Source organism: Hyphomicrobium sp. (genome assembly GCF_036262015.1).
Classification (GTDB): domain Bacteria; phylum Pseudomonadota; class Alphaproteobacteria; order Rhizobiales; family Hyphomicrobiaceae; genus Hyphomicrobium_C.
In genome coordinates this window covers 197,501-220,999 of sequence record NZ_DATAJR010000008.1, presented here as the reverse complement: position 1 = coordinate 220,999, position 23,499 = coordinate 197,501, and the positions used below count along the sequence as shown (strand labels likewise).

General features: G+C 61.6%; 22 protein-coding genes and 2 rRNA genes (1 of these 24 running past the window's edge). 7 read left to right on the top strand and 17 right to left on the bottom strand.

What is annotated here, in order from left to right; genetic code table 11:
* Positions 1 to 93: 93 nt before the first annotated feature.
* Entirely contained in the window at positions 94 to 1,896 is a 1,803-nt protein-coding gene (gene lepA / locus VHO05_RS09720; protein ID WP_329646382.1) for a translation elongation factor 4, read from the bottom strand.
* Positions 1,897 to 2,153: 257 nt separating this feature from the next.
* Between lepA and VHO05_RS09715 the strand changes: the two genes are divergently transcribed.
* Positions 2,154 to 3,605, top strand: coding sequence for a lytic murein transglycosylase (locus tag VHO05_RS09715; protein ID WP_329646381.1), 1,452 nt, complete (start codon positions 2,154 to 2,156; stop codon positions 3,603 to 3,605).
* A 267-nt stretch (positions 3,606 to 3,872) separates the two neighbouring features.
* Positions 3,873 to 5,255 (top strand): YiiX/YebB-like N1pC/P60 family cysteine hydrolase, encoded by a 1,383-nt coding sequence (locus VHO05_RS09710; protein ID WP_329646380.1) that lies wholly within the window; start codon positions 3,873 to 3,875, stop codon positions 5,253 to 5,255.
* Between the two features lie 11 nt (positions 5,256 to 5,266).
* On the opposite strand, the gene VHO05_RS09705 is transcribed toward VHO05_RS09710, so the two are convergent.
* The 7 genes from VHO05_RS09705 to rpmI form a co-directional block, all read right to left on the bottom strand.
* Complete coding sequence (locus VHO05_RS09705) at positions 5,267 to 5,545, bottom strand: hypothetical protein (protein WP_329646379.1); 279 nt, start codon at positions 5,543 to 5,545, stop codon at positions 5,267 to 5,269.
* A 117-nt stretch (positions 5,546 to 5,662) separates the two neighbouring features.
* Complete coding sequence (locus VHO05_RS09700) at positions 5,663 to 6,094, bottom strand: GFA family protein (protein WP_329646378.1); 432 nt, start codon at positions 6,092 to 6,094, stop codon at positions 5,663 to 5,665.
* A 15-nt stretch (positions 6,095 to 6,109) separates the two neighbouring features.
* A complete protein-coding gene (locus tag VHO05_RS09695) occupies positions 6,110 to 7,489 on the bottom strand; it encodes an NAD(P)/FAD-dependent oxidoreductase (RefSeq protein WP_329646377.1) in 1,380 nt (459 codons plus the stop codon).
* Positions 7,490 to 7,659: 170 nt separating this feature from the next.
* Positions 7,660 to 10,092, bottom strand: a complete 2,433-nt coding sequence (gene pheT, locus VHO05_RS09690; protein ID WP_329646376.1) for a phenylalanine--tRNA ligase subunit beta — start codon at positions 10,090 to 10,092, stop codon at positions 7,660 to 7,662.
* A gap of 43 nt (positions 10,093 to 10,135) precedes the next feature.
* The gene (gene pheS / locus VHO05_RS09685) at positions 10,136 to 11,209 is read right to left on the bottom strand and encodes a phenylalanine--tRNA ligase subunit alpha (protein WP_329646375.1); all 1,074 of its coding nucleotides are present in this window, start codon (positions 11,207 to 11,209) and stop codon (positions 10,136 to 10,138) included.
* A 144-nt stretch (positions 11,210 to 11,353) separates the two neighbouring features.
* Positions 11,354 to 11,719 carry a 50S ribosomal protein L20 gene (gene rplT, locus VHO05_RS09680; protein ID WP_329646374.1) on the bottom strand — a complete coding sequence of 122 codons (366 nt, stop codon included), beginning with the start codon at positions 11,717 to 11,719 and terminating at the stop codon, positions 11,354 to 11,356.
* A 51-nt stretch (positions 11,720 to 11,770) separates the two neighbouring features.
* Positions 11,771 to 11,971, bottom strand: a complete 201-nt coding sequence (rpmI, locus tag VHO05_RS09675; protein WP_020084060.1) for a 50S ribosomal protein L35 — start codon at positions 11,969 to 11,971, stop codon at positions 11,771 to 11,773.
* Between the two features lie 664 nt (positions 11,972 to 12,635).
* Here rpmI and VHO05_RS09670 point away from each other — a divergent pair.
* From VHO05_RS09670 to VHO05_RS09660, 3 genes are all read left to right on the top strand, one after another.
* Positions 12,636 to 12,842: a cold-shock protein gene (locus tag VHO05_RS09670; protein ID WP_020084059.1), complete on the top strand. Its 207-nt coding sequence runs from the start codon at positions 12,636 to 12,638 to the stop codon at positions 12,840 to 12,842.
* Positions 12,843 to 12,941: 99 nt separating this feature from the next.
* Complete coding sequence (gene infA / locus VHO05_RS09665) at positions 12,942 to 13,223, top strand: translation initiation factor IF-1 (protein WP_026867740.1); 282 nt, start codon at positions 12,942 to 12,944, stop codon at positions 13,221 to 13,223.
* Positions 13,224 to 13,278: 55 nt separating this feature from the next.
* Positions 13,279 to 13,650: a glyoxalase superfamily protein gene (locus VHO05_RS09660; RefSeq protein ID WP_329646373.1), complete on the top strand. Its 372-nt coding sequence runs from the start codon at positions 13,279 to 13,281 to the stop codon at positions 13,648 to 13,650.
* A gap of 20 nt (positions 13,651 to 13,670) precedes the next feature.
* Here the strand turns inward: VHO05_RS09660 and VHO05_RS09655 are convergent, their stop codons facing one another.
* The 4 genes from VHO05_RS09655 to VHO05_RS09640 all read right to left on the bottom strand — a co-directional run bounded on the left by VHO05_RS09655 (position 13,671) and on the right by VHO05_RS09640 (position 17,267).
* A complete protein-coding gene (locus VHO05_RS09655) occupies positions 13,671 to 14,249 on the bottom strand; it encodes a hypothetical protein (RefSeq protein ID WP_329646372.1) in 579 nt (192 codons plus the stop codon).
* Positions 14,250 to 14,408: 159 nt separating this feature from the next.
* Positions 14,409 to 15,470, bottom strand: coding sequence for a glycosyltransferase family 1 protein (locus VHO05_RS09650; RefSeq protein WP_329646371.1), 1,062 nt, complete (start codon positions 15,468 to 15,470; stop codon positions 14,409 to 14,411).
* Positions 15,470 to 16,264: a UDP-2,3-diacylglucosamine diphosphatase gene (locus VHO05_RS09645; RefSeq protein WP_329646370.1), complete on the bottom strand. Its 795-nt coding sequence runs from the start codon at positions 16,262 to 16,264 to the stop codon at positions 15,470 to 15,472. Before VHO05_RS09645 ends, VHO05_RS09650 begins: the two co-directional genes overlap by 1 nt.
* A gap of 130 nt (positions 16,265 to 16,394) precedes the next feature.
* On the bottom strand, positions 16,395 to 17,267 hold the full coding sequence (locus VHO05_RS09640) for a transporter substrate-binding domain-containing protein (protein ID WP_329646369.1): 873 nt from the start codon (positions 17,265 to 17,267) through the stop codon (positions 16,395 to 16,397).
* Positions 17,268 to 17,404: 137 nt separating this feature from the next.
* On the opposite strand from VHO05_RS09640, the gene VHO05_RS09635 reads away from it, so the two are divergent.
* Complete coding sequence (locus VHO05_RS09635; RefSeq protein ID WP_329646368.1) at positions 17,405 to 18,985, top strand: glycosyltransferase; 1,581 nt, start codon at positions 17,405 to 17,407, stop codon at positions 18,983 to 18,985.
* A gap of 1 nt (position 18,986) precedes the next feature.
* On the opposite strand, the gene VHO05_RS09630 is transcribed toward VHO05_RS09635, so the two are convergent.
* Together VHO05_RS09630 and msrA are read right to left on the bottom strand one after the other, a co-directional pair.
* Positions 18,987 to 19,235, bottom strand: a complete 249-nt coding sequence (locus VHO05_RS09630; RefSeq protein WP_329646367.1) for a hypothetical protein — start codon at positions 19,233 to 19,235, stop codon at positions 18,987 to 18,989.
* A gap of 207 nt (positions 19,236 to 19,442) precedes the next feature.
* Positions 19,443 to 20,111 carry a peptide-methionine (S)-S-oxide reductase MsrA gene (msrA, locus tag VHO05_RS09625; RefSeq protein ID WP_329646366.1) on the bottom strand — a complete coding sequence of 223 codons (669 nt, stop codon included), beginning with the start codon at positions 20,109 to 20,111 and terminating at the stop codon, positions 19,443 to 19,445.
* A gap of 113 nt (positions 20,112 to 20,224) precedes the next feature.
* Between msrA and VHO05_RS09620 the strand changes: the two genes are divergently transcribed.
* Entirely contained in the window at positions 20,225 to 20,596 is a 372-nt protein-coding gene (locus VHO05_RS09620) for a hypothetical protein (RefSeq protein ID WP_329646365.1), read from the top strand.
* A 411-nt stretch (positions 20,597 to 21,007) separates the two neighbouring features.
* Here the strand turns inward: VHO05_RS09620 and VHO05_RS09615 are convergent, their stop codons facing one another.
* The 3 genes from VHO05_RS09615 to VHO05_RS09605 all read right to left on the bottom strand — a co-directional run.
* Positions 21,008 to 22,123 (bottom strand): hypothetical protein, encoded by a 1,116-nt coding sequence (locus VHO05_RS09615; RefSeq protein ID WP_329646364.1) that lies wholly within the window; start codon positions 22,121 to 22,123, stop codon positions 21,008 to 21,010.
* 281 nt (positions 22,124 to 22,404) lie between these two features.
* A 5S ribosomal RNA gene (gene rrf / locus VHO05_RS09610) occupies positions 22,405 to 22,519 on the bottom strand.
* Positions 22,520 to 22,710: 191 nt separating this feature from the next.
* Positions 22,711 to 23,499, bottom strand: a 23S ribosomal RNA gene (locus VHO05_RS09605) (it continues 2,007 nt past the right edge of the window).

Below are 23,499 nucleotides of genomic sequence, written 5' to 3'. Positions count from 1 at the left end.
AAACTTGACTAGTGCACGCGGCAAGTGTCGTTGCCGCGGCCAACGCGAGAAGACACCAGCGTCGACGAGAACTCGAATGCGCCACACCGCCCTCTAGTTCTCGTCCATCTTAAGCGCGGCGATGAAGGCTTCCTGCGGGATCTCGACCTTGCCGAACTCGCGCATCTTCTTCTTGCCGGCCTTCTGCTTGTCGAGCAGCTTCCGCTTACGCGAGATGTCACCGCCGTAGCACTTGGCAATCACGTCCTTGCGGAGCGCGCTGATGGTCTCGCGCGCGATGACCTTTCCGCCGATGGCCGCCTGGATCGGAATCTTGAACAGATGCGGCCGGATCAGCTCCTTGAGCTTTTCGCACATGGAGCGTCCACGGCTTTCCGCGCGCGTACGGTGCACGATCATTGAGAGAGCATCGACGGGCTCGTCGTTGACCAGGATCGAGAGCTTGACGAGCTCGTTCTCCTCGTAGCCCTTGATCTGGTAGTCGAACGAGGCATAGCCGCGTGAGACGGACTTCAGCCGGTCGTAGAAGTCGAACACCACCTCGTTAAGCGGAAGCTCGTAGACCAGCATGGCGCGCGTGCCGACGTAGGTGAGCTGCTTCTGGCGCCCGCGCCGATCCTGGCACAGCTTCAAGACGGAGCCCAGATACTCGTCCGGTACCAGGATAGTTGCCTCAATCCATGGCTCCTCGATGTGATCGATGCGGACCGTATCCGGCATGTCGGCCGGGTTGTGTAGCTCGATCATCGAGCCGTCGGTCATATGGATGTGATAGATGACCGATGGCGCCGTGGTGATGAGGTCGAGATTGAACTCGCGCTCAAGCCGCTCGGTGATGATTTCGAGATGCAGAAGTCCCAGGAAACCGCAGCGGAAGCCGAAACCCAGCGCCGCTGAACTTTCCGCCTCGAACGAGAAGCTGGCGTCGTTCAGGCGCAAGCGCGCCATGGCGTCGCGCAGATCCTCGAAGTCCGCCGCATCGACGGGGAACAGGCCGCAGAACACGACCGGTTGCGCCGGCTTGAAGCCCGGCAGTGCTTCGGACGTCGGGTTCTTTTCGTCGGTCACGGTATCGCCGACGCGCGTGTCTGCGACTTCCTTGATCGCAGCCGTGAAGAAGCCGACTTCGCCTGGCCCCAGCTCCGCCAGCATCTCCTGTTTCGGGCGGAAGATGCCGACGCGCTCCACCTGATAGTGGCCGTCGGTCGCCATCATCGTCACCTTCTGGCCGCGCTTCAGCGTGCCGTCGATGACGCGCACCAGAACGACGACGCCGAGATAGGCGTCGTACCAGCTGTCGACGAGCATGGCCTTCAGCGGCTTCGAGGCATCTCCCTTGGGCGCTGGAAGGCGCTCCACGATCGCCGCAAGCACCGCCTCAACGTTGAGCCCGGTCTTGGCCGAGACACCGATGGCATCCGAGGCGTCGATGCCAATCACGTCCTCGATCTGCTGCTTGACCCGGTCTTCGTCGGCCGACGGCAGGTCGACCTTGTTCAGAACCGGCAAGATCTCGAGATTGTTGTCGAGCGCCTGATAGACGTTGGCCAGAGTCTGGGCCTCGACGCCTTGGCTTGCATCGACGACCAGGATCGCGCCTTCGCAGGCAGCAAGCGACCGCGAGACCTCGTAGGCGAAGTCCACGTGGCCGGGCGTATCCATCAGATTGAGCTGATAGATCTTGCCGTCCTTGTATTTGTAGTCGAGGCGCACGGTCTGCGCCTTGATGGTGATGCCGCGCTCGCGCTCGATGTCCATCGAGTCGAGGATTTGCTCCTTCATCTCGCGGTTCGACACGTTTCCGCAGATCTGGATCAAACGGTCCGACAGCGTCGACTTGCCGTGATCGATGTGCGCGATGATGGAGAAGTTGCGGATCAATGAGGTATCGGTCATGCGCCGCTGCTTATCACCTCGCGCGACACCGCAAAAGGGCGATCCGGCCCTTATTGAAGCGGCCAGAGACCGCGCCCGCCGAGACAAGACAGCGCACATATTAGAACTATTCTAATAATTTGGGAAACGCTTTGACTTGGCACGGATATTCGCCGGAACACGCCGGCAAGCATCCGCACGCTCGAAGCCCCTTAGTCTTGACGTTGCCATATGGGTCGGCATGAGTGGCGGCGAACCGAAAGCCGGATGGATCCGAAATGCGATTTGCACGCCCCCTTGCCGTTGCCGCGTCCCTCATTGCCACCGCCATTCTTGTGACTGCAGACATTCCGGCCACGGCAGGAGGCATCGAGTTCGGCCCGTCGGGCGAGGCGCCAAAGGCTAAACCTCAGAAAAAGAAGGCTCCGCCAGCGGTAGCCCCCGTTCCGGCCGCGGACGGAGTGGCCACGGCCGCCCCGCCAGCAACGCCCTCCGCTCCGGCAGCTGCCACACCTGCTGCCGTGCAGAGCCCCGCCGTCCCACAAGCTGCTGGCCGCGTCTCGACCAAGGGCCTGCCGCCGCCGCCGGCCCCCCGCAACTGCAAGACGAGCTGGGCCTTCGACACCTGGATGCGCGACTTCCGGCGTGAGGCGGCCGCCGAAGGCATCAGCCAGCGCACCATCTCGATGGCGCTCGACGGCATGACGCCGGACCAGGGCGTCATCGCGCGCGACCGCCGCCAGGGCTTCTTCGCGCAGAGCTTCCTCGACTTCTCCGCCAAGCTCGCCACCCCCAACCGCGTTACCAACGGCCGCGCCCAGATCCAGAAAAACCGCGAAGCTTTCGACCGCGCCGTAAAGGAATTCGGCGTGGACCCCAGCGTCATCACCGGCTTCTGGGCCCTCGAAAGCGACTTCGGCGCCGGCATGGGCAAGCTGCCGATCATGCGCTCGCTCGTAACGCTGGCCTACGATTGCCGCCGCGGTCCAATGTTCCGTGACGAACTGAAGGCCGCACTGCAGATCATCGATCGTGGCGACATGACACCCGAGACGATGATCGGCTCCTGGGCCGGCGAGATCGGCCAAACCCAGTTCCTGCCGACCCGCTATCTCGAGCACGCCATCGACTATGATCGCGATGGACGTCCGGATCTGTTCAGCAACGCCACCGATATCATCGGCACCACCGCCAACTACATGAACCATCTCGGCTGGCGTCCGAACGAACCCTGGCTGCAGGAGGTTCGCGTTCCGGAGCAGATGCCGTGGGATCAGTCGGATCTTGCGATCAAACATCCGCGCTCGCAGTGGGCGGCGTGGGGCGTCACGAAGGCGGATGGCCAACCGCTCGAGAAGGACGCGATGCAAGCGTCGCTGCTCCTACCGATGGGCCGCTACGGACCGGCCTTCCTCGCCCTGCCGAACTTCGACGTCTATCTGCAGTGGAACCAGTCGCTCAACTACGCGACGACCGCCGCCTATCTCTCCACCCGCATCAATGGCGCGCCTCCCATGCGCCGTGGTCGCGAGGGCATCCCGGTGCTCAGCATCGACGAAGCCAAGGAGCTGCAGCGCCAGCTCGCGGCGCGCGGATACGATGTCGGCGAGATCGACGGCTTGATTGGTTTGAAAAGCCGGCAGGCCATTAAAGCCATGCAGATCAAGTACAAGTTGCCCGCGGACTCCTATCCCACACTGGAATTGCTCGCAGCGCTACGTAACGGCTGATCTTCTCGGCATCCATCATCATAAAGACTTTACCATCGCTGCGCCGGCTTCTTACCAATCCGGCGCAGACGGCTCATCATGGGCCAATGGGGCGCGGGGACGCCTCAAGATGGTCATTGGATTGCTCCGACCGCGTGTGGCGTTCCGGTCTCCGCCGCAAGAATCCGGCGATAATTGCAGCCCGGAGCATTTTCCGGCGGCCAGCGCCGTCGTAAGACGTAAGTCAAGTCGATTGCAAAAAGTCGCGACGGGTAGGGAGTAAGCGCTGTGCAACGGACGGTCGTAAGTGGACTCGAAGAGCGCTTGGCCCGCATTGGCGCTGTCGCAGACCAGGAGTACGGCACCACGCACGAACTCGAAGCGGCACTCCGCTCGGCGTATGGCCTCATCCACGACACAGACCTCGCCGAAGCCGATCGCCGGGAAGTTACGCACGCTGCGCCCTATCTCATGCATAGTCTCTTCACAGTCCGCATGCGCCTGCGCGACCGCATCGCAGCCTGGCAATCGCAAGGCATCTTTGCGCGGCCCGCGCAGAATGCCCTGAGGGATGTCTTCCGCATCGCACGCTACGCATCCGACATGCTGGGCGAGATCGCATCCGGCAATCCGCGGCTCGCGCCGGGAGAGAAAAGCAAGCGCGCGTTCACCGGCTCCGCTTGGAACACCCTCGTGCATCGCGCCTACGAGACCGGTCACAACATCCCGTTCAGATCCGGCGACGTCCTGGTCATGCGCGGAAGCGCGCACAACAGCGCCGCCATCGCCCGTATCGGTGACGTCGACACTCAGTTCAGCCACACGGCCATCGTCTACATCGACGCCGATGGAAAACATTGGCTCGTCGAGGCCCTGATCGAGGACGGCGCCGTCATCAACACGCTCGAGCACGTGCTAGATCACAACCTCGGACGTGCTGTTCTATACCGCTTTCATGATGCGGCCATTGCCGAGCGCGCCGCCAAACTCGCCCATGCTCGCGTGCTAGCATCCAAGTCGGGCTACGGCCGGCATATTCCCTATGACTTCACGATGCGTCTCAAAGGACGCCGTTCGCTGTTCTGCGCCAAGCTCGTTGCACAAGCCTATTCCGATGCGACCAACGGCAAGGTCGTGCTGCCGGCCTACAAGACGAAGTTCGACCAGCGTAACAACAAGGCCTTTTTCAAGAGCATCGGTGTGCGCGCCAAGGAAACCTACGCGCCCGGTGATATCGACCTGGATCCTCGTTTCGATCTCGTTGCGGAATGGCAGGACTACAGGCTCACGCCGCTCCTGCGCCGCCAGGACATGGTGATGACCAAGTTCTTCGAGTGGATGGAGACGCGCGGTTACGCGTTCAAAGAGGATTTCGCAATCAAGCTCATTTCCGTCTTCGGACGGCTATCGAGCTATCTCTCGGACCGCGCGAAGAACCTGATCTCCAGCGTCGTGCCGAAGGTGCCGCGCAATATGAGCCGCGCCTGCGTTGCCACCATCGCCATGCTGCACAAATCCGCAGAAGAAGTGATGCCGTCGCTCAATGCCCTCGACGACAATCATGTATCCATGACCGGCTTTCCACTTCACGGCCGGGACATGCTGGATCATCTGGAACGTCTGCGGGAAGTCTCCGACGGTCGCATCGGATACCTGCTCGGCCCGGCGTAGAAGCGGACGACCTAGCCCTCGGCCGGCGGAGCCGACGCAACGGGCCGCAGCGCGATCCGGAGACACAGGTACAGGAAGAAGTACAGCATCTCCCAGCTCAGCAGCGTCGTGAGCTTGAGCCCCAGCCCAGCGTAGTTGTCGTTGAAAACGGCATCGAGCAGCAGAAGGGCCAGCGCCGGGAAGAGGACGGTGAATGGAGCTCGGGCAGCGCCCCGCCAGCCGCCGCCAAGCGCTGACCAGGCCACGATATGGGCCAGTACGAATACCAATGTGAGACTGAGCGCGCACATGAGTGCAACCTCCACAGGCCATCCACCCGCAGAGCTAGGCTAACAAAGCCGGGTCAATTCCCAGTTGAGCGCTTTCTTAAAATTGTAGGGGTCGTCCGGAAAAGTTGCCCTAGGACCCTACCCCTTGGGCTTGGGCGGCGGCCCGGCTTCGAAATTCGGCACGGCATCGGTCGTGATATCCCAGTGCGGCCGGCGCTTCGTGTACAGCACGATCTCGGGCTCGAACCAGCTGCTGTCATCGAACGCCCCGGCGGCCATGACGATCATGCCGGGACGCGCCTTGCTGTAGAGGAAAAGGCGTCCGCCGCAGGTCGGACAGAAGTGCCGGGTCAGGACATTGCCGCTGTCGGCCGTGCTGGCGAAGCTCGCCGTCGTGCCGGTCACCTGCACATCCTCAATGCGGAAGATGGCATTTGACATATGCCCCGTTCCCGAGGCGCGCTGGCAGTCGAGGCAATGACATTGCGCCATGCGGATCGACGTACCTTTGATCGTGAAACGAACCGCCCCGCAGAGGCATCCGCCGGTCGCATTCACTAGTTCCCCCATGGGTCTCCCTACTGCCTAGTGCAGCTTCACATGCGGCTCCGTGCGCCGCGTCAGCAGCCGCGACACGGAATCGAGCGCGACCTTCCAATACCCGTGCAGCGCCGTCTCGTGCATCTTGTAGAGCGAGCGATACATGAGCTTAGCGACGAAGCCCTCGATCAGCATGTTTTTCCCCGTGACGAAGCCCATCAGGCTCCCCACCGTCGAATAGTGGCCGAGCGAAACCAGCGAGCCGAAGTCGCGGTACTTGAACGGCTTCAGCGGCTGACCGCTAAGCCGTGCAATGATCTGCTTCACGAGATGCGAGGCTTCCTGGTGCGCGGCCTGGGCGCGCGGCGGAATGGGCTGCGTCTCGCCGGGCGGAACCAAGTAGGCGCAATCGCCGAACGCAAAGATGTTCGGATCGAGCGTGGTCTCCAATGTCGGCTTGACGACGAGCTGCGTCGAGCGGCTCACCTCGAGGCCATCCATGTTCTTGAGCACGTCGGGGCCTTTGACACCAGCCGCCCACACCACGAGCTCGGACGGAATGAAATCGCCGTTGGCGAGCTTCACGCCGGTGGACGTCACTTCCGTCACGCGCGCATCGGTGCGCACATCGACGTTGAGCTTCGTCAGAATATCCTTCGTCGCCTGCGAAATGCGCGGCGGCAACGCCGGAACGATACGATCTGCCGCTTCGATCAGCGTGATGCGGATGTCCGTCTCCGGATTGATCTTGTCGAGTCCGAACGCGACGACGCCGCGGGCAGTGCCGTGCAGCTCGGCGGAAAGCTCGGTTCCCGTTGCACCGGCGCCGATGATCGCCACGTGAAGCTGTTCCGGACGGATGGGCTCGCGCTGCGTATTCGCGCGCACGCAAGCATTGATCAGGCGGCGATTGAAGCGCTCCGCCTGCTCCGGCGTATCCAGCATGAGGGCGTGCTCCTTGACGCCGGGCACGCCGAAATCGTTCGAGACGCTGCCGACCGCAATCACGAGCGTATCGTAGGGGAGCCAGCGGTCCGGCGTGATCTCACGGCCGTCCTCATCGACGGTGCGCGCCAGGTGCACGAGCTTCTTGGCCCGGTCGAGGCCGATCATCTCGCCGTAGCGGTACTTGAAGCCATGCCAGTGCCCCTGCGCCATGTACTCGACCTCGTGCCGGTCGACGTCCATGCTGCCAGCGGCAATTTCGTGCAGCAGCGGCTTCCAGATATGGGTGCGCGAGCGATCGACGAGCGTGATTGCGGCGCGCCGCTTGCCGAACCAGCCATCCTTGCCGAGCTTATCGCCGAGCCGTGTCGCCAGTTCGAGCCCGCCGGCCCCGCCACCGACCACGATGATGTGATGCAGATCCGGCTTGGGCAGGATCAACGGTGCCGAGCTATCCGTCGTCATTACGTCTGCAGACATTCGTGTCTCCCGCACAAGGTCTTGCGTGCCTCTGAGAAGCACGACCAAAGAGTATTGGATCGCCCAGCCTCTTAGCAGGAATTGGCCGGAGGGGTGCGACAGAATATCTATTAGTCGGAAAAGCGTTGAGAGGCCGTTGCCTCACGCCCCGCCTCCCGGACAAACGCCGATCAGCTTCGGATTTCGCCGCCGGTCGCCTTCTTGACGTCGGCGATGACCTTCTGGGAGATCGCCTCGATCGCCTTGTCGGTCAGCGTTTCCGCAATGGGCTGCAGCGTGACCTCGATGGCCACGGATTTTTTGCCCTCGGCCGCGAGCGCTCCGCCCTCGAACACGTCGAACACAGACACAGCCGAAATCAATGCCTTGTCAGCGCCCTGCGCCGCACGAACGACATCACCGGCGTTAACGCCGCGATCGAGTACGAACGCAAAGTCGCGCTTCACCGGCAGCAGGTCGGACTGAGCCAGAGCCGCCTTTGCGCGGCTCTTGCGCTTCTCCGGCGGGAGGGCGTCGAGAAACACTTCGAAGCCGATCACCGGCCCGGCCACGTCCAGCGCCGACAGCGTCGCCGGATGGATCTCACCGAAATAAGCAAGCACGGTTTTGGGTCCGAGCCGCAGCGTGCCCGAGCGCCCTGGATGATACCAAGCGGGCGCATCGCGCGTGATCTGAGCCTTGCCCGCATCCACGCCCAGCGCGGACAGAACGGCCGCGGCATCGGCCTTGGCGTCGAACACGTTCACGTCCTCGGCCTTGCCATCCCAATGACGCCCACCGCCCGACGCTCCAGCCGTGCCGGCCCGTACGCCGGCCGCCGCGAGGTACTGATCCTCGGGCGTGTCGCCACGATAGGCCTGACCGAGTTCGAACAGCGCCACGTCGCCGAAGCCGCGATTGCGGTTGCGCTCAACGGCGGCGAGCAGGCCCGGCAGCAAGCTCGGACGCATCACAGCGAGATCGACCGAAATCGGATTTGCGAGTTCCACCAGCGAAGCCCCGGCGCCGAACAGCTCGGCCTGCGGCTTGGGCAGGAACGACCACGTCACCGCCTCGACCAGCCCGCGCGCAGCGAGCAAGTGCCGCGCCTTGCGCGCGCGCTTCTGCTTGTCTGTCAGGACCGGCTTCGAAACACCGCTGGTACGCGGCAAAGGCGTTGCCGGGATACGATCGATACCGGCGATGCGCACCACCTCTTCGACCAAGTCGGCCGCGCCGTGAATGTCCGGCCGCCATGACGGCGGCGTCACTTCGAGCAGGTTACTCTCGCCGACGAGCACGCAGCCCAGCGTCTCCAGCGTCGTCTTGATCTCATTGGCCGGCAGCGATAGCCCCGACAACTTCTCGACGCGTCCGATATCGAACAGGATGACGCGCTTCGTATCCGGCACCTTGCCCGCGACCGTCGCCTTCGAAGGCTTGCCGCCGCAGAGCTTGAGGATCATCTGCGTCGCGAGATCGAGCCCCGGCAGCACGCTTTCGGGATCGACGCCACGCTCGAAGCGATAGCGCGCATCCGTCACGAGGCCGGTCTTGCGGCCCGTTGCTGCCGTACGCAGTGGATCGAAGTAGGCGCTCTCGATAAGCACGTTCGTGGTCGCGTCCGTCGAGCCGGACGCCTCACCGCCGATGATGCCGCCGAGACCGAGCGGGCCGCTGTCGTCGGCGATCACGCACATGGTCTCGTCGACCTCATGCTCCTTGCCGTCGAGGCCGAGGAACTTTTCACCGGCCTTGCCGAGCCGCGCTGCGACAGCGCCCTTGAGCTTGTCCGCGTCATAGACGTGAAGCGGCCGCCCGCGATCCTGGCTGATGTAGTTGGTCACGTCGACCAGCGCGTTGATCGGCCGAAGCCCGACCGCCTTGAGCCGGTTCTGCAGCCACTCAGGCGACGGGCCGTTGGCGACACCCTTGATCAAACGCCCGGCGAACACGGGGCACGCGTCCTCAGTGCCCTTCGCGAAGTCGAGCTTAATCGCAATCGGATTGTCGATGCCGCCTTCAACACCCGAGATCGCCTTCTCGTCCTTGAGCGTGCCGAGCCCCGCAGCCGCGAGATCGCGCGCGATGCCGCGCACGCCGGTGCAATCCGGCCGGTTGGGCGTCAGCTTCACCTCGAACACCGGATCGTTGAGACCGGCGACGTCGATGTAGCGAGCGCCCACCTGATCGGCCATCTCGGCCGGCAGATCGAGAATGCCCTCGCTGTCGTCCGCAAGCTCGAGCTCCGCCGCCGAGCACATCATGCCGTTCGAAACGACGCCGCGAACGGGCTTCTTCTCGAGCGTGATTTTGGAACCCGGAATGTATGCGCCGAGCGGCGCGAACACGCTGACCATTCCGGCGCGCGCATTCGGTGCGCCGCACACCACCTCGAGCAGCGGCTGGCCCTTCTCGACCTCGACTTGCACCACTTGCAGCTTGTCGGCATTCGGATGCCGCTTCGCTTCGACGATGCGCGCAACGCGAAACGCGCCGAGCTTTGCGGCCGGATCCTCGACGCTCTCCACCTCGAGACCGATGGCCGAAAGCTTGGTCGAAATCTCCTCGACCGTCGCCTTGGTCTTGAGATGATCCTTGAGCCAGCTGAGCGTGAACTTCATGAGGATGCTCCACCTTCGCTGAGCGAAGTGAGGGAAGAAAAAATCAGGTCGAAAGCCCGCCGGCGAGCGTCGGCACGTCGAGCACGGAGAAACCGTAGTGGCGCAGCCAGCGCAGATCCCCGCCGAAGAACGCGCGCAGGTCCGGTACGCCGTACTTCAGCATCGTGAGCCGATCGAGACCCATGCCGAAGGCGAAGCCCTGGTAGACGTCGGGATCGAGGCCGCAATTGCGCAGCACGTTCGGATGCACCATTCCGCATCCGAGGATCTCCAGCCACTGCCCCGGCTTGCCGATCGCCTCCGCGCCGATGTCGACTTCCATCGACGGTTCCGTGAACGGGAAGTGTGACGCACGGAAGCGCATCTTCACGTCCGAGACCTCGAAGAAGGCTTTGCAGAACTCTTCGAGCACCCACTTGAGGTGCCCCATGTGGGTCGTCTCGTCGATGACGAGGCCTTCGATCTGATGGAACATCGGCGTGTGCGTCTGATCGCTGTCGCAGCGATAGACGCGCCCCGGCGCGATGATGCGGATGGGAGGGCGGCGCGCTTCCATCGTGCGGATCTGCACCGGGCTCGTGTGCGTGCGCAGAAGCAGACGCGAGCCGTCCGCCTTCGGCGGGAAGTAGAAGGTGTCGTGCTCCTGCCGCGCCGGATGCTCGGCCGGGATGTTGAGCTTCGTGAAGTTCATATCGTCGGTTTCGATATCCGGCCCTTCGGCCACGTCGAAACCGAGATCGGCGAAAATCTCGACGCACTCGTCGAAGACCTGGCTCACCGGATGAATACGGCCCAGCGCCTCCGGCCCCGGGCGCACGGGCAGCGTCACGTCGGCCCGCTCGCTTGCGAGCCGCAGTTCGAGAGCAGCTGCTTCGAGGTTCGTCTTCCGCGCTTCGAGCGCCTCGGTGACGACGGTCTTCACGGCATTGTTGGCCGCGCCGAATGCCTTGCGCTCCTCGGGAGGCAAGGTCGCGAGCTTCGCCATCTGCTGGGCGATGGGGCCCTTCTTGCCCGTCACCTTCACGCGCACGGCTTCGAGCTGTCCGAGATCCTGCGCCGCAGTGATCTCAGCCAGAAGCTCGCTCTTGAGCGTCTCGAGCTCGGACGTACCGGACATCACGCGCCCTTTCTGTTGGGTTGAATAAGCCCAAGGGGGTCTTCCCGGCCGAAGCGCTCTCGCGCAACAAGCCGGGACCCAGGGCTTACACCCACGGCGCGGAATGCTGAGCCGCGGGCTTTCGCCCGGGTTGACGGGCTTGGATTAAGCCGCGCTCTTCGCAGCAGCGGCCGCCTGATCGACGAGGGCCTTGAAGGCAGCCGCGTCGCGAACGGCGAGATCAGCCAGCACCTTGCGGTCGATGTCGATCCCGGCCTTCGAGAGGCCGAAGATAAATCGGCCGTAGGTCAGGCCATGCTCGCGCGTGGCGGCATTGATGCGCTGGATCCAGAGCGCGCGGAACGTACGCTTGCGACGCTTCCGGTCGCGGTACGTGTACTGCATGGCCTTTTCGACGGCCTGCTTGGCGACGCGGATCGTGCTCTTGCGGCGGCCATAGTAGCCCTTGGCGGCCTTCAGAACTTTCTTGTGCTTGGCGTGGGCGGTAACACCGCGTTTTACGCGAGCCATGGGTTTGCTCCCTTAATGACTGGAATTGGGGTCTCGGAGTTCTCGTCGAACTCAGCGGGCGTAGGGCATGTATTTCTTCACGATCTTGGCGTCGCTGTCGTTCAACACCATCGTGCCGCGCGCATCGCGAATGAACTTCGCGTGACGCTTGATCATGCCGTGCCGTTTACCCTGGGCAGCCGCTTTGACTTTGCCGGTGCCAGTCATCTTGAAGCGCTTTTTGGCGCCGCTCTTGGTCTTCATCTTGGGCATTTTGCTCTCCTTAAGTTGGAAAGCGGTCCGCAGGCCCGGCTGCGAACAGCTGGGCGAACCCAACGCCTTGCTGCAAAGCAATAAGCGCAAAAGGGATGCTTTTTGCGGGAGCCGCAGATAGTAAAAGCATGAAAAGCCGCCACGGCATGCCCCGCCGGGCGGCTCTGGTCGGACTTATAGGGGGACCCTTTTCCTTTTGCAACACAGAGTTCTCGGGGGTGGATCAGTGCGGCAACGTACGCCCGCAGCGCACAACGCGTCGCTCTGTGCTCGTCTTGGGAATATCCAATCCTCTTAGAACTTTAATTGAGTTGCATAAACCCACCTGGGTGCAAAACCTTTGTTCTAGTTCGGGGTCACCGCTGGGGTCACAGCAACGGCCAGCTAGTTCTCCCAAAGACCCCAGACTTGCTCCAGAAGTATCGCCATTTACTCATGCTGTTCAATTTGGCAGGGCCAACAGTGCTCTTGAAAGCATAGTGTTTTGGGCCCCTGCAACATCTTGCCTTCGCAGAAAAGCCGGTTCATATAAGGCCATCGAACACGCCTTGGTTCACTCTGCGACAGCGCCCACGCTGAAACTGGAAGTCTCCATCGCGCGATTTGATGACATCTCCGGTCATCGGGTCCGGAGGTTATGACGATCTGCTTTGGAGGCACTATAATGTCGAACGGCACCGTAAAGTGGTTCAACGGTCAAAAAGGGTACGGCTTCATCCAGCCTGAAGAAGGCGGCGCTGATGTTTTCGTACACATCTCGGCCGTAGAGCGCGCCGGTCTGCAAACGCTCCGCGAGGGCCAGAAGATTGCTTACGAGACTGAGCGTGGCCGCAACGGCAAGATTGCTGCCGTGAACCTGCGTCCGCTCTAAGTCGAGCAAATACGGATGAGCACGGGGAGCGGAGAGGTCTGCTCCCCGTTGCTTTTGCAGTGCATGTTGATGTGTTGAATTGGATCACCGAGGGACTGAATGGCCAAAGAAGAAATGCTCGAGTTTGAAGGCGTGGTGGAGGAAGTGCTGCCCGACGCCCGCTGCCGCGTAAAGCTCGACAACGGCCACGAGGTGATCGCCTACACATCCGGTCGCATGAAAAAGAACCGTATTCGTATTCTCGCCGGCGACAAAGTCACCGTCGAGATGACGCCTTACGATTTGACCAAGGGCCGCATCAACTTCCGTCACAAGGATGCGCGCTCTGGGCCTCCGCCGTCATCGGTTGGTCCTGGCGGTGGTCCTCGCCGTCCGCGTTAGACTTGGCTATATCATCCCTCGAGACAAATTTCTGATGTCTTGAGGGAGACGCCGCATGGCGCTCACGCACCTTCGAACCATCCCGATCCTTCGCAGCTTCGACGAGGCGAAGGCCCGCGAGTTCTATGTCGACTTCCTGGGCTTCAAGGTTGACTGGGAACATCGCTTCGAGCCCGGCCTGCCGCTCTACATGCAGATGAGCCGCGACGGAATTCTCCTCCACATCTCCGAGCATCACGGTGATGGCTCTCCGGGGACACGCTTCCGGATCGTCATCAAGGGGCTCCGTGACTTCCACGCCGAGCTCAGGGACAAGCGCTACAAGAACAATCGTCCGGGCCTCGAACAGCCGGACTGGGGCGGGTTGGAAATGACGGTCGTCGACCCAGTCGGCAATCGCATTACATTCGTCGAAAACGACAACTGATAGCAGGGACGTCCTCTCGCCTAAGGATAAGCAAATCCAAAGCGATACCGGATGAGCTTGCCTCGCTCGAACTCGTACTCTGCGTAGTAGATCGGATAGCCGAACTTCCCAAGCTCGGGATCGCGGTCGGCACCAGTGATTTCATACTCGAAGAAGAGCTCGTTCCCCGTTTTCTGGCGGGATTTGAAGCACGTCCCGAACAGCTTCTCGACCTCGGCGACGGTCATGCCGAGCTCAACACCGCGCTCCGTTTTGAAGCTCTCGACCGGCAAGTCCTTGAGAGCAAGCGCCTCCGCCCCTGCAACGCGCACCTCCACTTCGGCGTACTCGTCATCGTCGGCGCCATAGTGGGCAAACAGCACCAGCTCCTGCGCACCATTGGTCGAGACGAAACGCGCATGAGGCAGGTCGTCTTCGCTTTCGCCGAGCTTCACATCGCCACCGACCACTTTGATCGCGCTGTCGCGATCCGTCAGCGTAATGCCACTGATCATCGTGTCCGGCGCCTTCATGCGGCACTTGGCGGTCGCACCTCCGGAAAGAAGCACACAGGCCAGCGCGGGCAGGACGCACGAACTGAAACTCAAACGAAATCGCATAGTGCACGACCCCCGCCGGCTGCCGGTCCCACGCGTGTCTACACGCGCCCTGTCGGCAGTTTTGCTTGATGTCAATCATTCCCGGGAGGGGAGAGCATAGCCAATTCGAATTCGCTGACCAGAGCAAATTCCGAATGCGGCGCATCGAGACTACGACCGCTAGACTGGTCGGGCTCGGCTCATTTTCAGCTCGCGCGAGCGGGACTCGCTGCGCTGACGCACGGGACCAAGCGCGCTTTCGATATTTGTGAGAAAAAGCGCCGCAGCCGTCGGCCACGTGAACGCCAGCGCGGCCTCGCGAACGCGCGCACGATCGAGTTGATAGGCAGCCAGCGCAGCTTCCTTGAGGTCTTTGCCGAGCACGCCGGACACGCCGGTCGTAACGAGATCTTTTGGACCAATGACGGGAAACGCCGCCACCGGCACGCCGCAAGCCATGGCCTCAAGCATGACCATGCCGAACGTATCCGTGACGCTCGGGAACACGAACACGTCGGCAGATGCGTAGCACGCGGCAAGATCCGCACCCTCACGAACGCCCGTAAAGGTCACGTCGGGATAGGTGGCTTCGAGCTCCGCAAGCTGCGGACCATCACCGACCACGACCTTCACGCCTGGAAGATCGAGACGAAGGAAGGCCTCGATATTCTTCTCCACCGCGACCCGCCCGGCGTAGAGAAACACGGGCCCATCGCCGAACAGTCGCACGGACTGCGGCCGAAACAGCTCCGTGTCGACGCCGCGGGTCCAGGGCATCAGCCGCTCGAAGCCTCTGCGGCGCAGATCGGACGCCAAGCTTTCCGTCGCAACCATCACACCCGCGCTGCGAGAATGAAAGCGCCGCTGAATGGCATAGACCCAACTCTCGGGGATCGGCCAGCGCGCGCTGACATAGTCTGCAAAACGGGTATGGAAGCTGGTCGTAAAAGGTATCCCACGATGCCGGCAATGCCGCCGCGCCATCCAACCGACCGGTCCCTCAGTCGCGATATGGATGGCGTTGACCTTCGCTTCGTCGATCAGGCGCGAGCAGTGCCGCTGATCTGGAAGCGCCAGCCCGATCTCGGGATAGCTCGGACACGGAACGCACCGGAAGTTCTCAGGGCCCAGGACCACAAGCTCGACGCCGATCGACTTCAATTCATGCGCGAGCCTCTGATAGGTGCGTACGACTCCGTTAATCTGTGGGGTCCAAGCGTCGGTGGCGAGCAGAATCCGCATCAGGCCGCCTGGAGTGCTGCGTCCGTGACCAGAGTCCCCGTCCGCGCACGCACCACGTCGTGCCACCGGATCAGCTCGAGCTCTCCGGTTACTGTCTCGCCAATGGCGGTACAGCTCTCAACCCAATCGCCGGTGTTGATGTAGCGCACGCCGCCGATGTCGCGGTTCGCGGCGTGGTGGATATGGCCGCAGATCACGCCATCCACCTGATGGCGATGCGCTTCCTCCGCAAGGTTCTTCTCGAACTCGCCGATAAAGCTGACCGCAGTTTTTACGCGGTGCTTGAGATAAGCGGACAGCGACCAATAGCCGAGACCAAGACGCCGGCGAATGAAGTTCAGCGGCCAGTTCGACCACAGCGCCAGCTCGTAGCCGCGATCGCCGAGGAAAGCGAGCCAGCGCGCATAGCGCACCACGACATCGTACTCGTCCCCATGCAGCACGATGAAACGCCGGCCATCGGCCGTCGTGTGAAACGCCTGCCGCTCGATCTCGATGCCGCCGAAGTGCATGCCCGCGTAGTCGCGAATGCCTTCGTCGTGATTACCTGGGATGTAGATGATCCGCGTGCCTTTGCGCGCCTTACGCAGCAGCTTCTGCAGCACGTCATTGTGTGCCTGGGGCCAGACGGCGCCGCGCTTGATGCGCCAGAAATCGAGGATGTCACCGACCAGATAGATTGTCTCGGCTTCGGTGTACTTCAGGAAATCGAGAAGCATTTCCGCCTGGCTGGCGCGCGTCCCAAGGTGCACGTCCGAGATGAACAATGTCCGGTAGAAGCGTTCGGTCCCCATGCGCCAAGCCTCCCATCCGCACGGATTGCGGTGTTGCTTGGCCCGTTACAGGAGATTTTCATTTCAGCAGTGTGACAGACGGGTGTCTCCGGCGTCAGAGCGTGACCGGCCGGCAACGGAACAGAGCGGCTTAGTAAATGCGAACTGGAAAGTAGCGCTCGACAAGCTCTTGGAAGCGCCCGCTTTGCCGAACGCGCATCAGCGCGCCATTAATCAGAGACTTGATCTGTGGATCACTGCGCGGCACGGCGACCGCGAGCCCGTCACCGAAATACTTGGGTTCGAGGAACGCCCCGCCCTTGAATTCACAGCACTGGCGGGAAAGTGACCCGTTTAGCCAGAACGCCAAGCTGATCGCGTCGTCGAAAATGAGATCGACCTTGCTTTGTTGTAGCGCCTCCCGGGCAAGCTCGGGGTTTTCGAATACGACGATCCGGCTATCGCGAAAGAACGCTTTGATAAAGGCCTCGTGAGCCGTCCCCTTGGCAACGCCAATAGTCACGCCGTCCAGACGATCGGGATTGACCTCCGCGTAGTCCGTCCCGGCCCGGCTCGCGAACCGGCCAGGCGTATAGAAGTACCGGTCCGTGAAGTCGACGTCAGCGAGCGTTCCGGCCGTCACCCGGTGAGCGGCGATCACCGCATCTGCGTCCCCACGCTTCAAGGCGATGAGAAGCTCTTCCCAGGGGCGCACCTTGATATCGCACGCCGCGTTGACCTCGAGACAGATTGCGCGCGCGAGATCGACGTTGAACCCGGACAGTACGCCTTCGTCGTCGTAGTAGTTGAAGGGGGGAAACTCGCCCTCGGTGAGGAACCGGATCACGAAGCGCCGGGGTTCTGCCGCGCGTGCAGCCTCGCCCTCCGTCGCAGTCACGGCGGCATTCTCCTGGCCACGCGCGTCACCGAAAGTCCCCAGCGCGACGAACACGCCAACGACCAAGGCCGAAACCCAAGCTCCAACCGAACGCGCGTTTGCGGTGAATGGGGGAGGGAACGTCATGCAGTAGCAGGCCTCTCGGAGCGTATCTCACCAGAATCCTATTTAACATCGAAGGCAATATGGCAAGATCGCTACAAGCGAGAGCGGGGCATAACCCGCCCAATGCAGGAGCGCAGCCGAGGGGAGCGTCTCAAAAAATGCCTCCGCAACAATTCGGTAGCTCAGACCCGGAGCGCCGAGACGTGGAGTTGCGCTTGAGTCCGGACGAGCTGCCGCCTGCGCAGCGGCCGTGGGACCAGCCCGGCCACGATTTCGACGCCACGGCGGCAGCGCATCTCGACCACGCCAAGAATGCCTTGCGGCGCACCCGGCCGGACCTCTCCGCCGGCACGCCGACCTGGCGCTGGCAGAAATGGATCCTGCTTCTCGCCTTTCTCGTTTTCGGTGCCGCGGCAATTTTCGACCCGCATTACGCCATCTTCGTCTTGGCGGCCGTACTCGTCTTTCCATTCTTCTGTGTCGTCGCGCTCCGCGCCGCCGCGCTTTGGTTCACGGCCTTTCCCTCGGCCAAACAGACTGCCACCGTCATATTTGAGACCGACGCAAACCTTCCGCGCTACACTCTGCTCGTCCCGCTCTATGACGAAGCCGAGATTGCAGCCGAGCTGGTCGGCGCGCTGTCCGCAATCGATTACCCGGTCGACAAGCTTCAGATCCTGCTGATCCTCGAGGAGCTCGATATCCGGACGCGGCGAGCCGTCGGCGCGATGCAGCTCCCAATTCAGATGTCGGTCGTGGTTGTTCCGGACGGCAGTCCACGCACGAAACCTCGGGCCCTCAACTATGCGCTTTGCCGAGCGACCGGCGACCTCGTCGTGATCTACGATGCCGAGGACGTACCGGAACCCAACCAGCTTCGCCGCGCCGCCAGCCTGCTTATGGCCAATCCGAAACTCGGCTGCGTCCAGGCGCGCCTCAATGTCCTGAACGACAGCGAGACATGGCTGACGCGCCAATTCGCGATCGAATATACGGTTCTGTTCGACTGCATCCTCCCCGCGCTCGAGCGGCTGACCCTGCCGGTTCCTCTCGGTGGAACTTCGAACCACTTTTCGAAGGCCGCACTGGAAGCGGTCGGCGGGTGGGATCCTTTCAACGTGACCGAAGATGCTGATCTCGGCATCCGCCTCGCACGCACGGACTGGATGGTGCAGGTCGTCAACTCCACGACCTGGGAGGAAGCACCGGCCACCTTTAGAAGTTGGCGAAACCAGCGAACGCGGTGGCTCAAGGGCTGGATGCAGACCTACCTCGTGCATATGCGCAAGCCCCTGAAGACCGCGCGCGACCTCGGCTGGCTGCGGTTTTTCGGGCTTCAGATCCTGATGGGCGGCCTCATTCTCTCGGCCCTCGTTCATCCCTGGTTCTACGTCGTGGCCGCCATGGAAGCCGTGCACGGCCCGTTGCGCTCACTCGACCACCAGGGCCTCTCCGACGCCGTCTGGGTACTCGGCATCGTCAATCTGATATTGGGCTATGCGACCGGGGTCGCGCTCGGTTGGGTTGCCGTCGCCGGACGCGGGCGCCAGCGCCTGGCATGGTGGGCGATCCTGATGCCGATCTACTGGCTGCTGATCTCATTTGCCGCGTACCGCGCTCTGTATCAGCTCGTGACCACACCCTACAGCTGGGAGAAGACACAGCACCGGTCTCGCTCGGATTTCGCGACGCGGCCGATTGAGGAGAGCGGCGAGGAAAGCGCCGCAGATCTCGCCTAGGTCACTGCCCGAACCCGAGCGATGCGAGTTCGACTTGGCACTTCTTCCCGAGCTGGAAGTATTTCACCAGCACGCAACGCTTGACCTTGGCGACCGTCGGATCCTTCCCGATGCAGAGGCGGCGAACGTCGGTCTCACAGGCAGCGCGGAGCTGAGGGGTCACCTCCGGCGGAAGCTTGAAATCTTCGGCCAGAGCCGCGGTGCCCGCGATGACACCTGCGCAGGCCAGAACCGATCGCTTTACGCGCATTGTTTTTACCCCTCATCCTGCCACTGACTTTCCGCCCTCATTCACTGCACAAAAAGGGCCAAATTGTGCATCGCAGTAAGTTGCTGGGGAATAAGGTAAACTCGTTTCAGATCGCGTAATCCGCAGCGCCCAAAATGGGGCCTCGGCCGTCCACATGCGCAGACGGCGGAGAAAGACCCTGCAATTCCGAATGGTTAAGACCGGCGGCTAGTCGACAGTGGTCGAAGTCACCCCGGTCGAAACGGGACAGGAGACGCCTGTCCCGCCGAGCCCACAGTACCCGTGCGGCACCTTCGCCAGATATTGCTGATGATAATCCTCGGCGAAGAAAAACTCGGGAGCCGGCAGAATCTCGGTCGTGATGGCACCATAGCCCGCACTAGAAAGCCCCTTCTGGTAGGCGGTCTTCGAACGTTCCGCGGCCTCGCGCTGCGCATCCGAAAAGTAGTAGATGCCCGAACGATACTGCGTGCCGACGTCATTTCCCTGCCGCATGCCCTGCGTTGGGTTGTGGCTTTCCCAGAAGGTCTTGAGCAGCGTCTCGTACGAGATCACCTTTGGATCGAATACGACGAGTACGACCTCGTTGTGCCCGGTCTTGCCCGTGCACACCTCCTCATACGTCGCATTTGGCGTGAAGCCGCCGGCGTAGCCCACGGCCGTCACCCAGATGCCGGCCCCGAGTTCCCAGAACTTCCGCTCGGCACCCCAGAAACAGCCGAACCCGAACATCGCGGTCTCGAGGCCCTGCGGATAGGGCCCCTTGAGCGCCCGGCCGAAAATGAAATGCTCGGCAGCCGTCGGCAGCGCGTTCGGTCGCCCCTTGAGAGCGGTCTCCGCCGTCGGCATCTCAGTCTTCTTACGCGCGAACAGCATTTTGCCACCTGTTTGGATAGTCTTTGCTGAAAGCTATACGAAAGCCGGACCGGTCAGTTGCGAAACACACGGTCACGTTTTCGAGATGGCGCGCAACTGAGCGGGAGTACGGCATGGACGTCCTGAGTTGGGTCTTCTCTGCGCTCTTGTCCATCGCTAGCGTCGCCTGGTCCATCGTCTGGTTTCTGATAAGTGGCTGGGTCTCGACACTGCTTCAGATCGCCGTGCTGATCGTCGCCATCTACGGCATCAAATATGGGTGGCGCCGCGCGCCATACGAGATATGGCGCCGGACGCAAACGTTTCTGCGATTCTTCTGGAACTGGATTCGTGCGCGCGAGCCGGATCAGAAACCGGCCGCCGAGGGGCGGGAGGTCATCCGAGAGATCCGCGTCCGCGAATTCGGCGACATCAATCTCTCGACGGCGATGTCGCTCCTGACGCTCGTTGGGATTGCCGCACTCGGCACCCAAATGGGCCAATGACCCTATCGGGTTGGGCGAGCAGCACCTTACCCGCCGACAACACGCCGCTCTCGCCGGGACCCGGCCAACCGCCGGGCATGATCCGCGGTAGCCCGACGCCAGCTCTCCTTAATCTCACCCTGCGAATTCAGCCAAGCCGCGAATTGGGGGTTACCCTCAAGAAGCCCCCCAACGAGAGGGGCCGGGATGTCCCCCGATCTGATCATGTCGCGAAGAAGTTCCCAGTTCATGGGGTCGTGGCTAGCCAGCCAATCGTCGAAGGTGATCACCGCTCAGTCCGTTCTCCAGAATCGCAGATGACAACCAGAGATAATACTGCACGCTTAGGTTGTGAATGGGTTCCGACACCCTCAGGGGGCCGAAATGCGGATGTGGTTGCAGACGAATTAACGGGGCCGGCCTTCGGTTCTGCTATCCAAAGCTCGGAATCTGCAGGATCTTTTGAAAGAATTGTCTGAGTACAGCTTTGCGCCTTTTCACATCGAGCGAGGCCGCAACATGTTGCTCGAGGCCGGGAATGCGATCGAGAAACCCACGCTCGCGGGCGACAGATATGATCTCGGCGTAGTGCTTGTAGGCTGCACGACTCGCGACATCGAGCTTGCGAACTTGAGACGCGCTGATCGTCCTGTCGGAAAAAATATCGGGGCACTCACCCGTGAGCGCGAGAAGCATGATTTTGGTGCGCAGACACTTGGGGCAGATCCCGCAGTTGTGCGGCCGGAATCGCTTGATTCCGCAGAATGAAATGGCGTGCAAAGCAGTCTTGTCACCCAGGATGCACTCAAGTTTCCGGATTCGGCTCACGCCCTGCGACACGGTATCCATTCGGAATTCCGAGCCGGCAAAATAGGCATTGGTGACGTGATTGGTCCCCCACGGGAAAACCATCATGTCCTGCGCGAGCGTGAGATCAGCCGCGAGAACCCCGCGAGAGAATCGCCCGGAGCAGAGGAAAAGGCAGCTTGCCAACACGAACGCGTGCGTCATGCCGAGTTGGCGCACATGGCGACCCGCATTCGTTTTGACTGAGATGTGATGAATGCCGTTCTCATCCAGAAGCGCCCGCGTTTTGTGGAGCAGATCCTGAAACTGGCGCGAATCGTCGGACTTGTAGTCGAGCCCTTGAACCGTCAATCCGTGTGTAAGGTTGGCCCGTTCCTTCTCGCTGATCAGCGCGTACGTGGAATCGACGCCGCCCGAGAACAGAAGAACCGAACCCCGCTGATCGGAAGAATTCGAGACCTTCGCGACCGGCGCATGAATTTCGATCGGCCGATAGAGCTCCGGCACCCACATCGCCCAAACACGGGCGAGCCCGCGGGCATTTTCCAGCGCAATGGGATCCACGGGTGCATCGATTTCGAGGTTGGCACCTTGGCGCATCGCCAAAGGCAACATCAGCCAAAGGGAAAAATCGGCTGGGATAGCGGAAGCGACCTCAATACCCGACACTTCGAACGATACCGGATCCGCTCCGTAGCGGACCTCAAACCCATTCCGATCTCGAACGACTTCGACCTTCATGGCGCGGCCTCGCACAAATGCGGGGCCTGTGCGGCAATTACCCCCAACGTCAGGGTGCGGGACCGCAGGCCCACTTCGATTTGTCGCTGCAAGCTTACCAAATCAAAGAGCCGCCGGCAGGCACTTCAGCAGCCCACGAACGGTTACGAACAGGCAACTTGCGATGGCAGCCAGGGCCCCCAAACGCAAAAACGCCGCTCAGGTAAAAAACCCAAGCGGCGCTTTGTGTAAGTGTGTGAAGAGGATGATGAATTCTTTTATTTCGCGTCACGATTTCGCAGACCTGGCGACGACCTACTCTCCCGCGTCTTAAGACGAAGTACCATTGGCGCTGGGGCGTTTCACGGCCGAGTTCGGAATGGGATCGGGTGCAGCCACCCCGCCATAATCACCAGGTCGGCGAAAGCGTGAGGCGAAATTCTGGTCTTTCCGTGCTTATTCCTACGCTCATCTTCGCGCGCCGTCACTTGGGCCAAAGGCCCAAGCGCGCAAGGCGCGCCGGCATAAATGCCGCCCCATCGGAGCAACCCGCGCGTCAGCGCGGACTTGCTGCGTGAGATCCAAGATGAGCATTGCTTAATGAGAGCGATGCAAGTTCAATCGAGCTATTAGTACCGGTAAGCTACATGCATTGCTGCACTTCCACACCCGGCCTATCAACGTTGTGGTCTACAACGGCTCTCAAGGGAGAAATGATCTCGAGGTGGGTTTCCCGCTTAGATGCCTTCAGCGGTTATCCCGTCCGCACATAGCTACCCTGCTGTGCCGCTGGCGCGACAACAGGTCCACCAGAGGTGCGTCCAACCCGGTCCTCTCGTACTAAGGTCAGATCCTCTCAATTCTCCTACGCCTACGGCAGATAGGGACCGAACTGTCTCGCGACGTTCTGAACCCAGCTCACGTACCTCTTTAAATGGCGAACAGCCATACCCTTGGGACCTGCTCCAGCCCCAGGATGAGATGAGCCGACATCGAGGTGCCAAACGATTCCGTCGATATGGACTCTTGGGAATCATCAGCCTGTTATCCCCGGCGTACCTTTTATTCGTTGAGCGATGGCCCTTCCACACAGAACCACCGGATCACTATGGCCGACTTTCGTCTCTGCTCGACTTGTCAGTCTCGCAGTCAGGCGGGCTTATGCCATTGCACTCGACGGTTGATTTCCGACCAACCTGAGCCCACCTTCGCACGCCTCCGTTACCATTTAGGAGGCGACCGCCCCAGTCAAACTGCCTACCATACAATGTCCCGGGACCGGATGACGGTCCGCGGTTAGACAACCATGTTCATAAGGGTGGTATTTCACATTGCGGCTCCACAAGAGCTGGCGCCCCTGCTTCAAAGCCTACCACCTATCCTACACATGCAAACAC

Coding starts and splice junctions, on each gene's coding strand:
- rplT (WP_329646374.1), bottom strand. CDS start 11,719: ATGGCTCGCGTAAAACGCGGTGTTACCGCCCACGCCAAGCACAAGAAA.
- lepA (WP_329646382.1), bottom strand. CDS start 1,896: ATGACCGATACCTCATTGATCCGCAACTTCTCCATCATCGCGCACATC.
- VHO05_RS09615 (WP_329646364.1), bottom strand. CDS start 22,123: ATGAAGGTCGAAGTCGTTCGAGATCGGAATGGGTTTGAGGTCCGCTAC.
- VHO05_RS09715 (WP_329646381.1), top strand. CDS start 2,154: ATGCGATTTGCACGCCCCCTTGCCGTTGCCGCGTCCCTCATTGCCACC.
- rpmI (WP_020084060.1), bottom strand. CDS start 11,971: ATGCCCAAGATGAAGACCAAGAGCGGCGCCAAAAAGCGCTTCAAGATG.
- VHO05_RS09655 (WP_329646372.1), bottom strand. CDS start 14,249: ATGCGATTTCGTTTGAGTTTCAGTTCGTGCGTCCTGCCCGCGCTGGCC.
- infA (WP_026867740.1), top strand. CDS start 12,942: ATGGCCAAAGAAGAAATGCTCGAGTTTGAAGGCGTGGTGGAGGAAGTG.
- VHO05_RS09695 (WP_329646377.1), bottom strand. CDS start 7,489: ATGTCTGCAGACGTAATGACGACGGATAGCTCGGCACCGTTGATCCTG.
- VHO05_RS09640 (WP_329646369.1), bottom strand. CDS start 17,267: ATGACGTTCCCTCCCCCATTCACCGCAAACGCGCGTTCGGTTGGAGCT.
- VHO05_RS09630 (WP_329646367.1), bottom strand. CDS start 19,235: ATGCGCGTAAAGCGATCGGTTCTGGCCTGCGCAGGTGTCATCGCGGGC.
- VHO05_RS09700 (WP_329646378.1), bottom strand. CDS start 6,094: ATGGGGGAACTAGTGAATGCGACCGGCGGATGCCTCTGCGGGGCGGTT.
- VHO05_RS09660 (WP_329646373.1), top strand. CDS start 13,279: ATGGCGCTCACGCACCTTCGAACCATCCCGATCCTTCGCAGCTTCGAC.
- pheS (WP_329646375.1), bottom strand. CDS start 11,209: ATGTCCGGTACGTCCGAGCTCGAGACGCTCAAGAGCGAGCTTCTGGCT.
- VHO05_RS09705 (WP_329646379.1), bottom strand. CDS start 5,545: ATGTGCGCGCTCAGTCTCACATTGGTATTCGTACTGGCCCATATCGTG.
- msrA (WP_329646366.1), bottom strand. CDS start 20,111: ATGCTGTTCGCGCGTAAGAAGACTGAGATGCCGACGGCGGAGACCGCT.
- pheT (WP_329646376.1), bottom strand. CDS start 10,092: ATGAAGTTCACGCTCAGCTGGCTCAAGGATCATCTCAAGACCAAGGCG.
- VHO05_RS09670 (WP_020084059.1), top strand. CDS start 12,636: ATGTCGAACGGCACCGTAAAGTGGTTCAACGGTCAAAAAGGGTACGGC.
- VHO05_RS09650 (WP_329646371.1), bottom strand. CDS start 15,470: ATGCGGATTCTGCTCGCCACCGACGCTTGGACCCCACAGATTAACGGA.
- VHO05_RS09635 (WP_329646368.1), top strand. CDS start 17,405: ATGCCTCCGCAACAATTCGGTAGCTCAGACCCGGAGCGCCGAGACGTG.
- VHO05_RS09645 (WP_329646370.1), bottom strand. CDS start 16,264: ATGGGGACCGAACGCTTCTACCGGACATTGTTCATCTCGGACGTGCAC.
- VHO05_RS09620 (WP_329646365.1), top strand. CDS start 20,225: ATGGACGTCCTGAGTTGGGTCTTCTCTGCGCTCTTGTCCATCGCTAGC.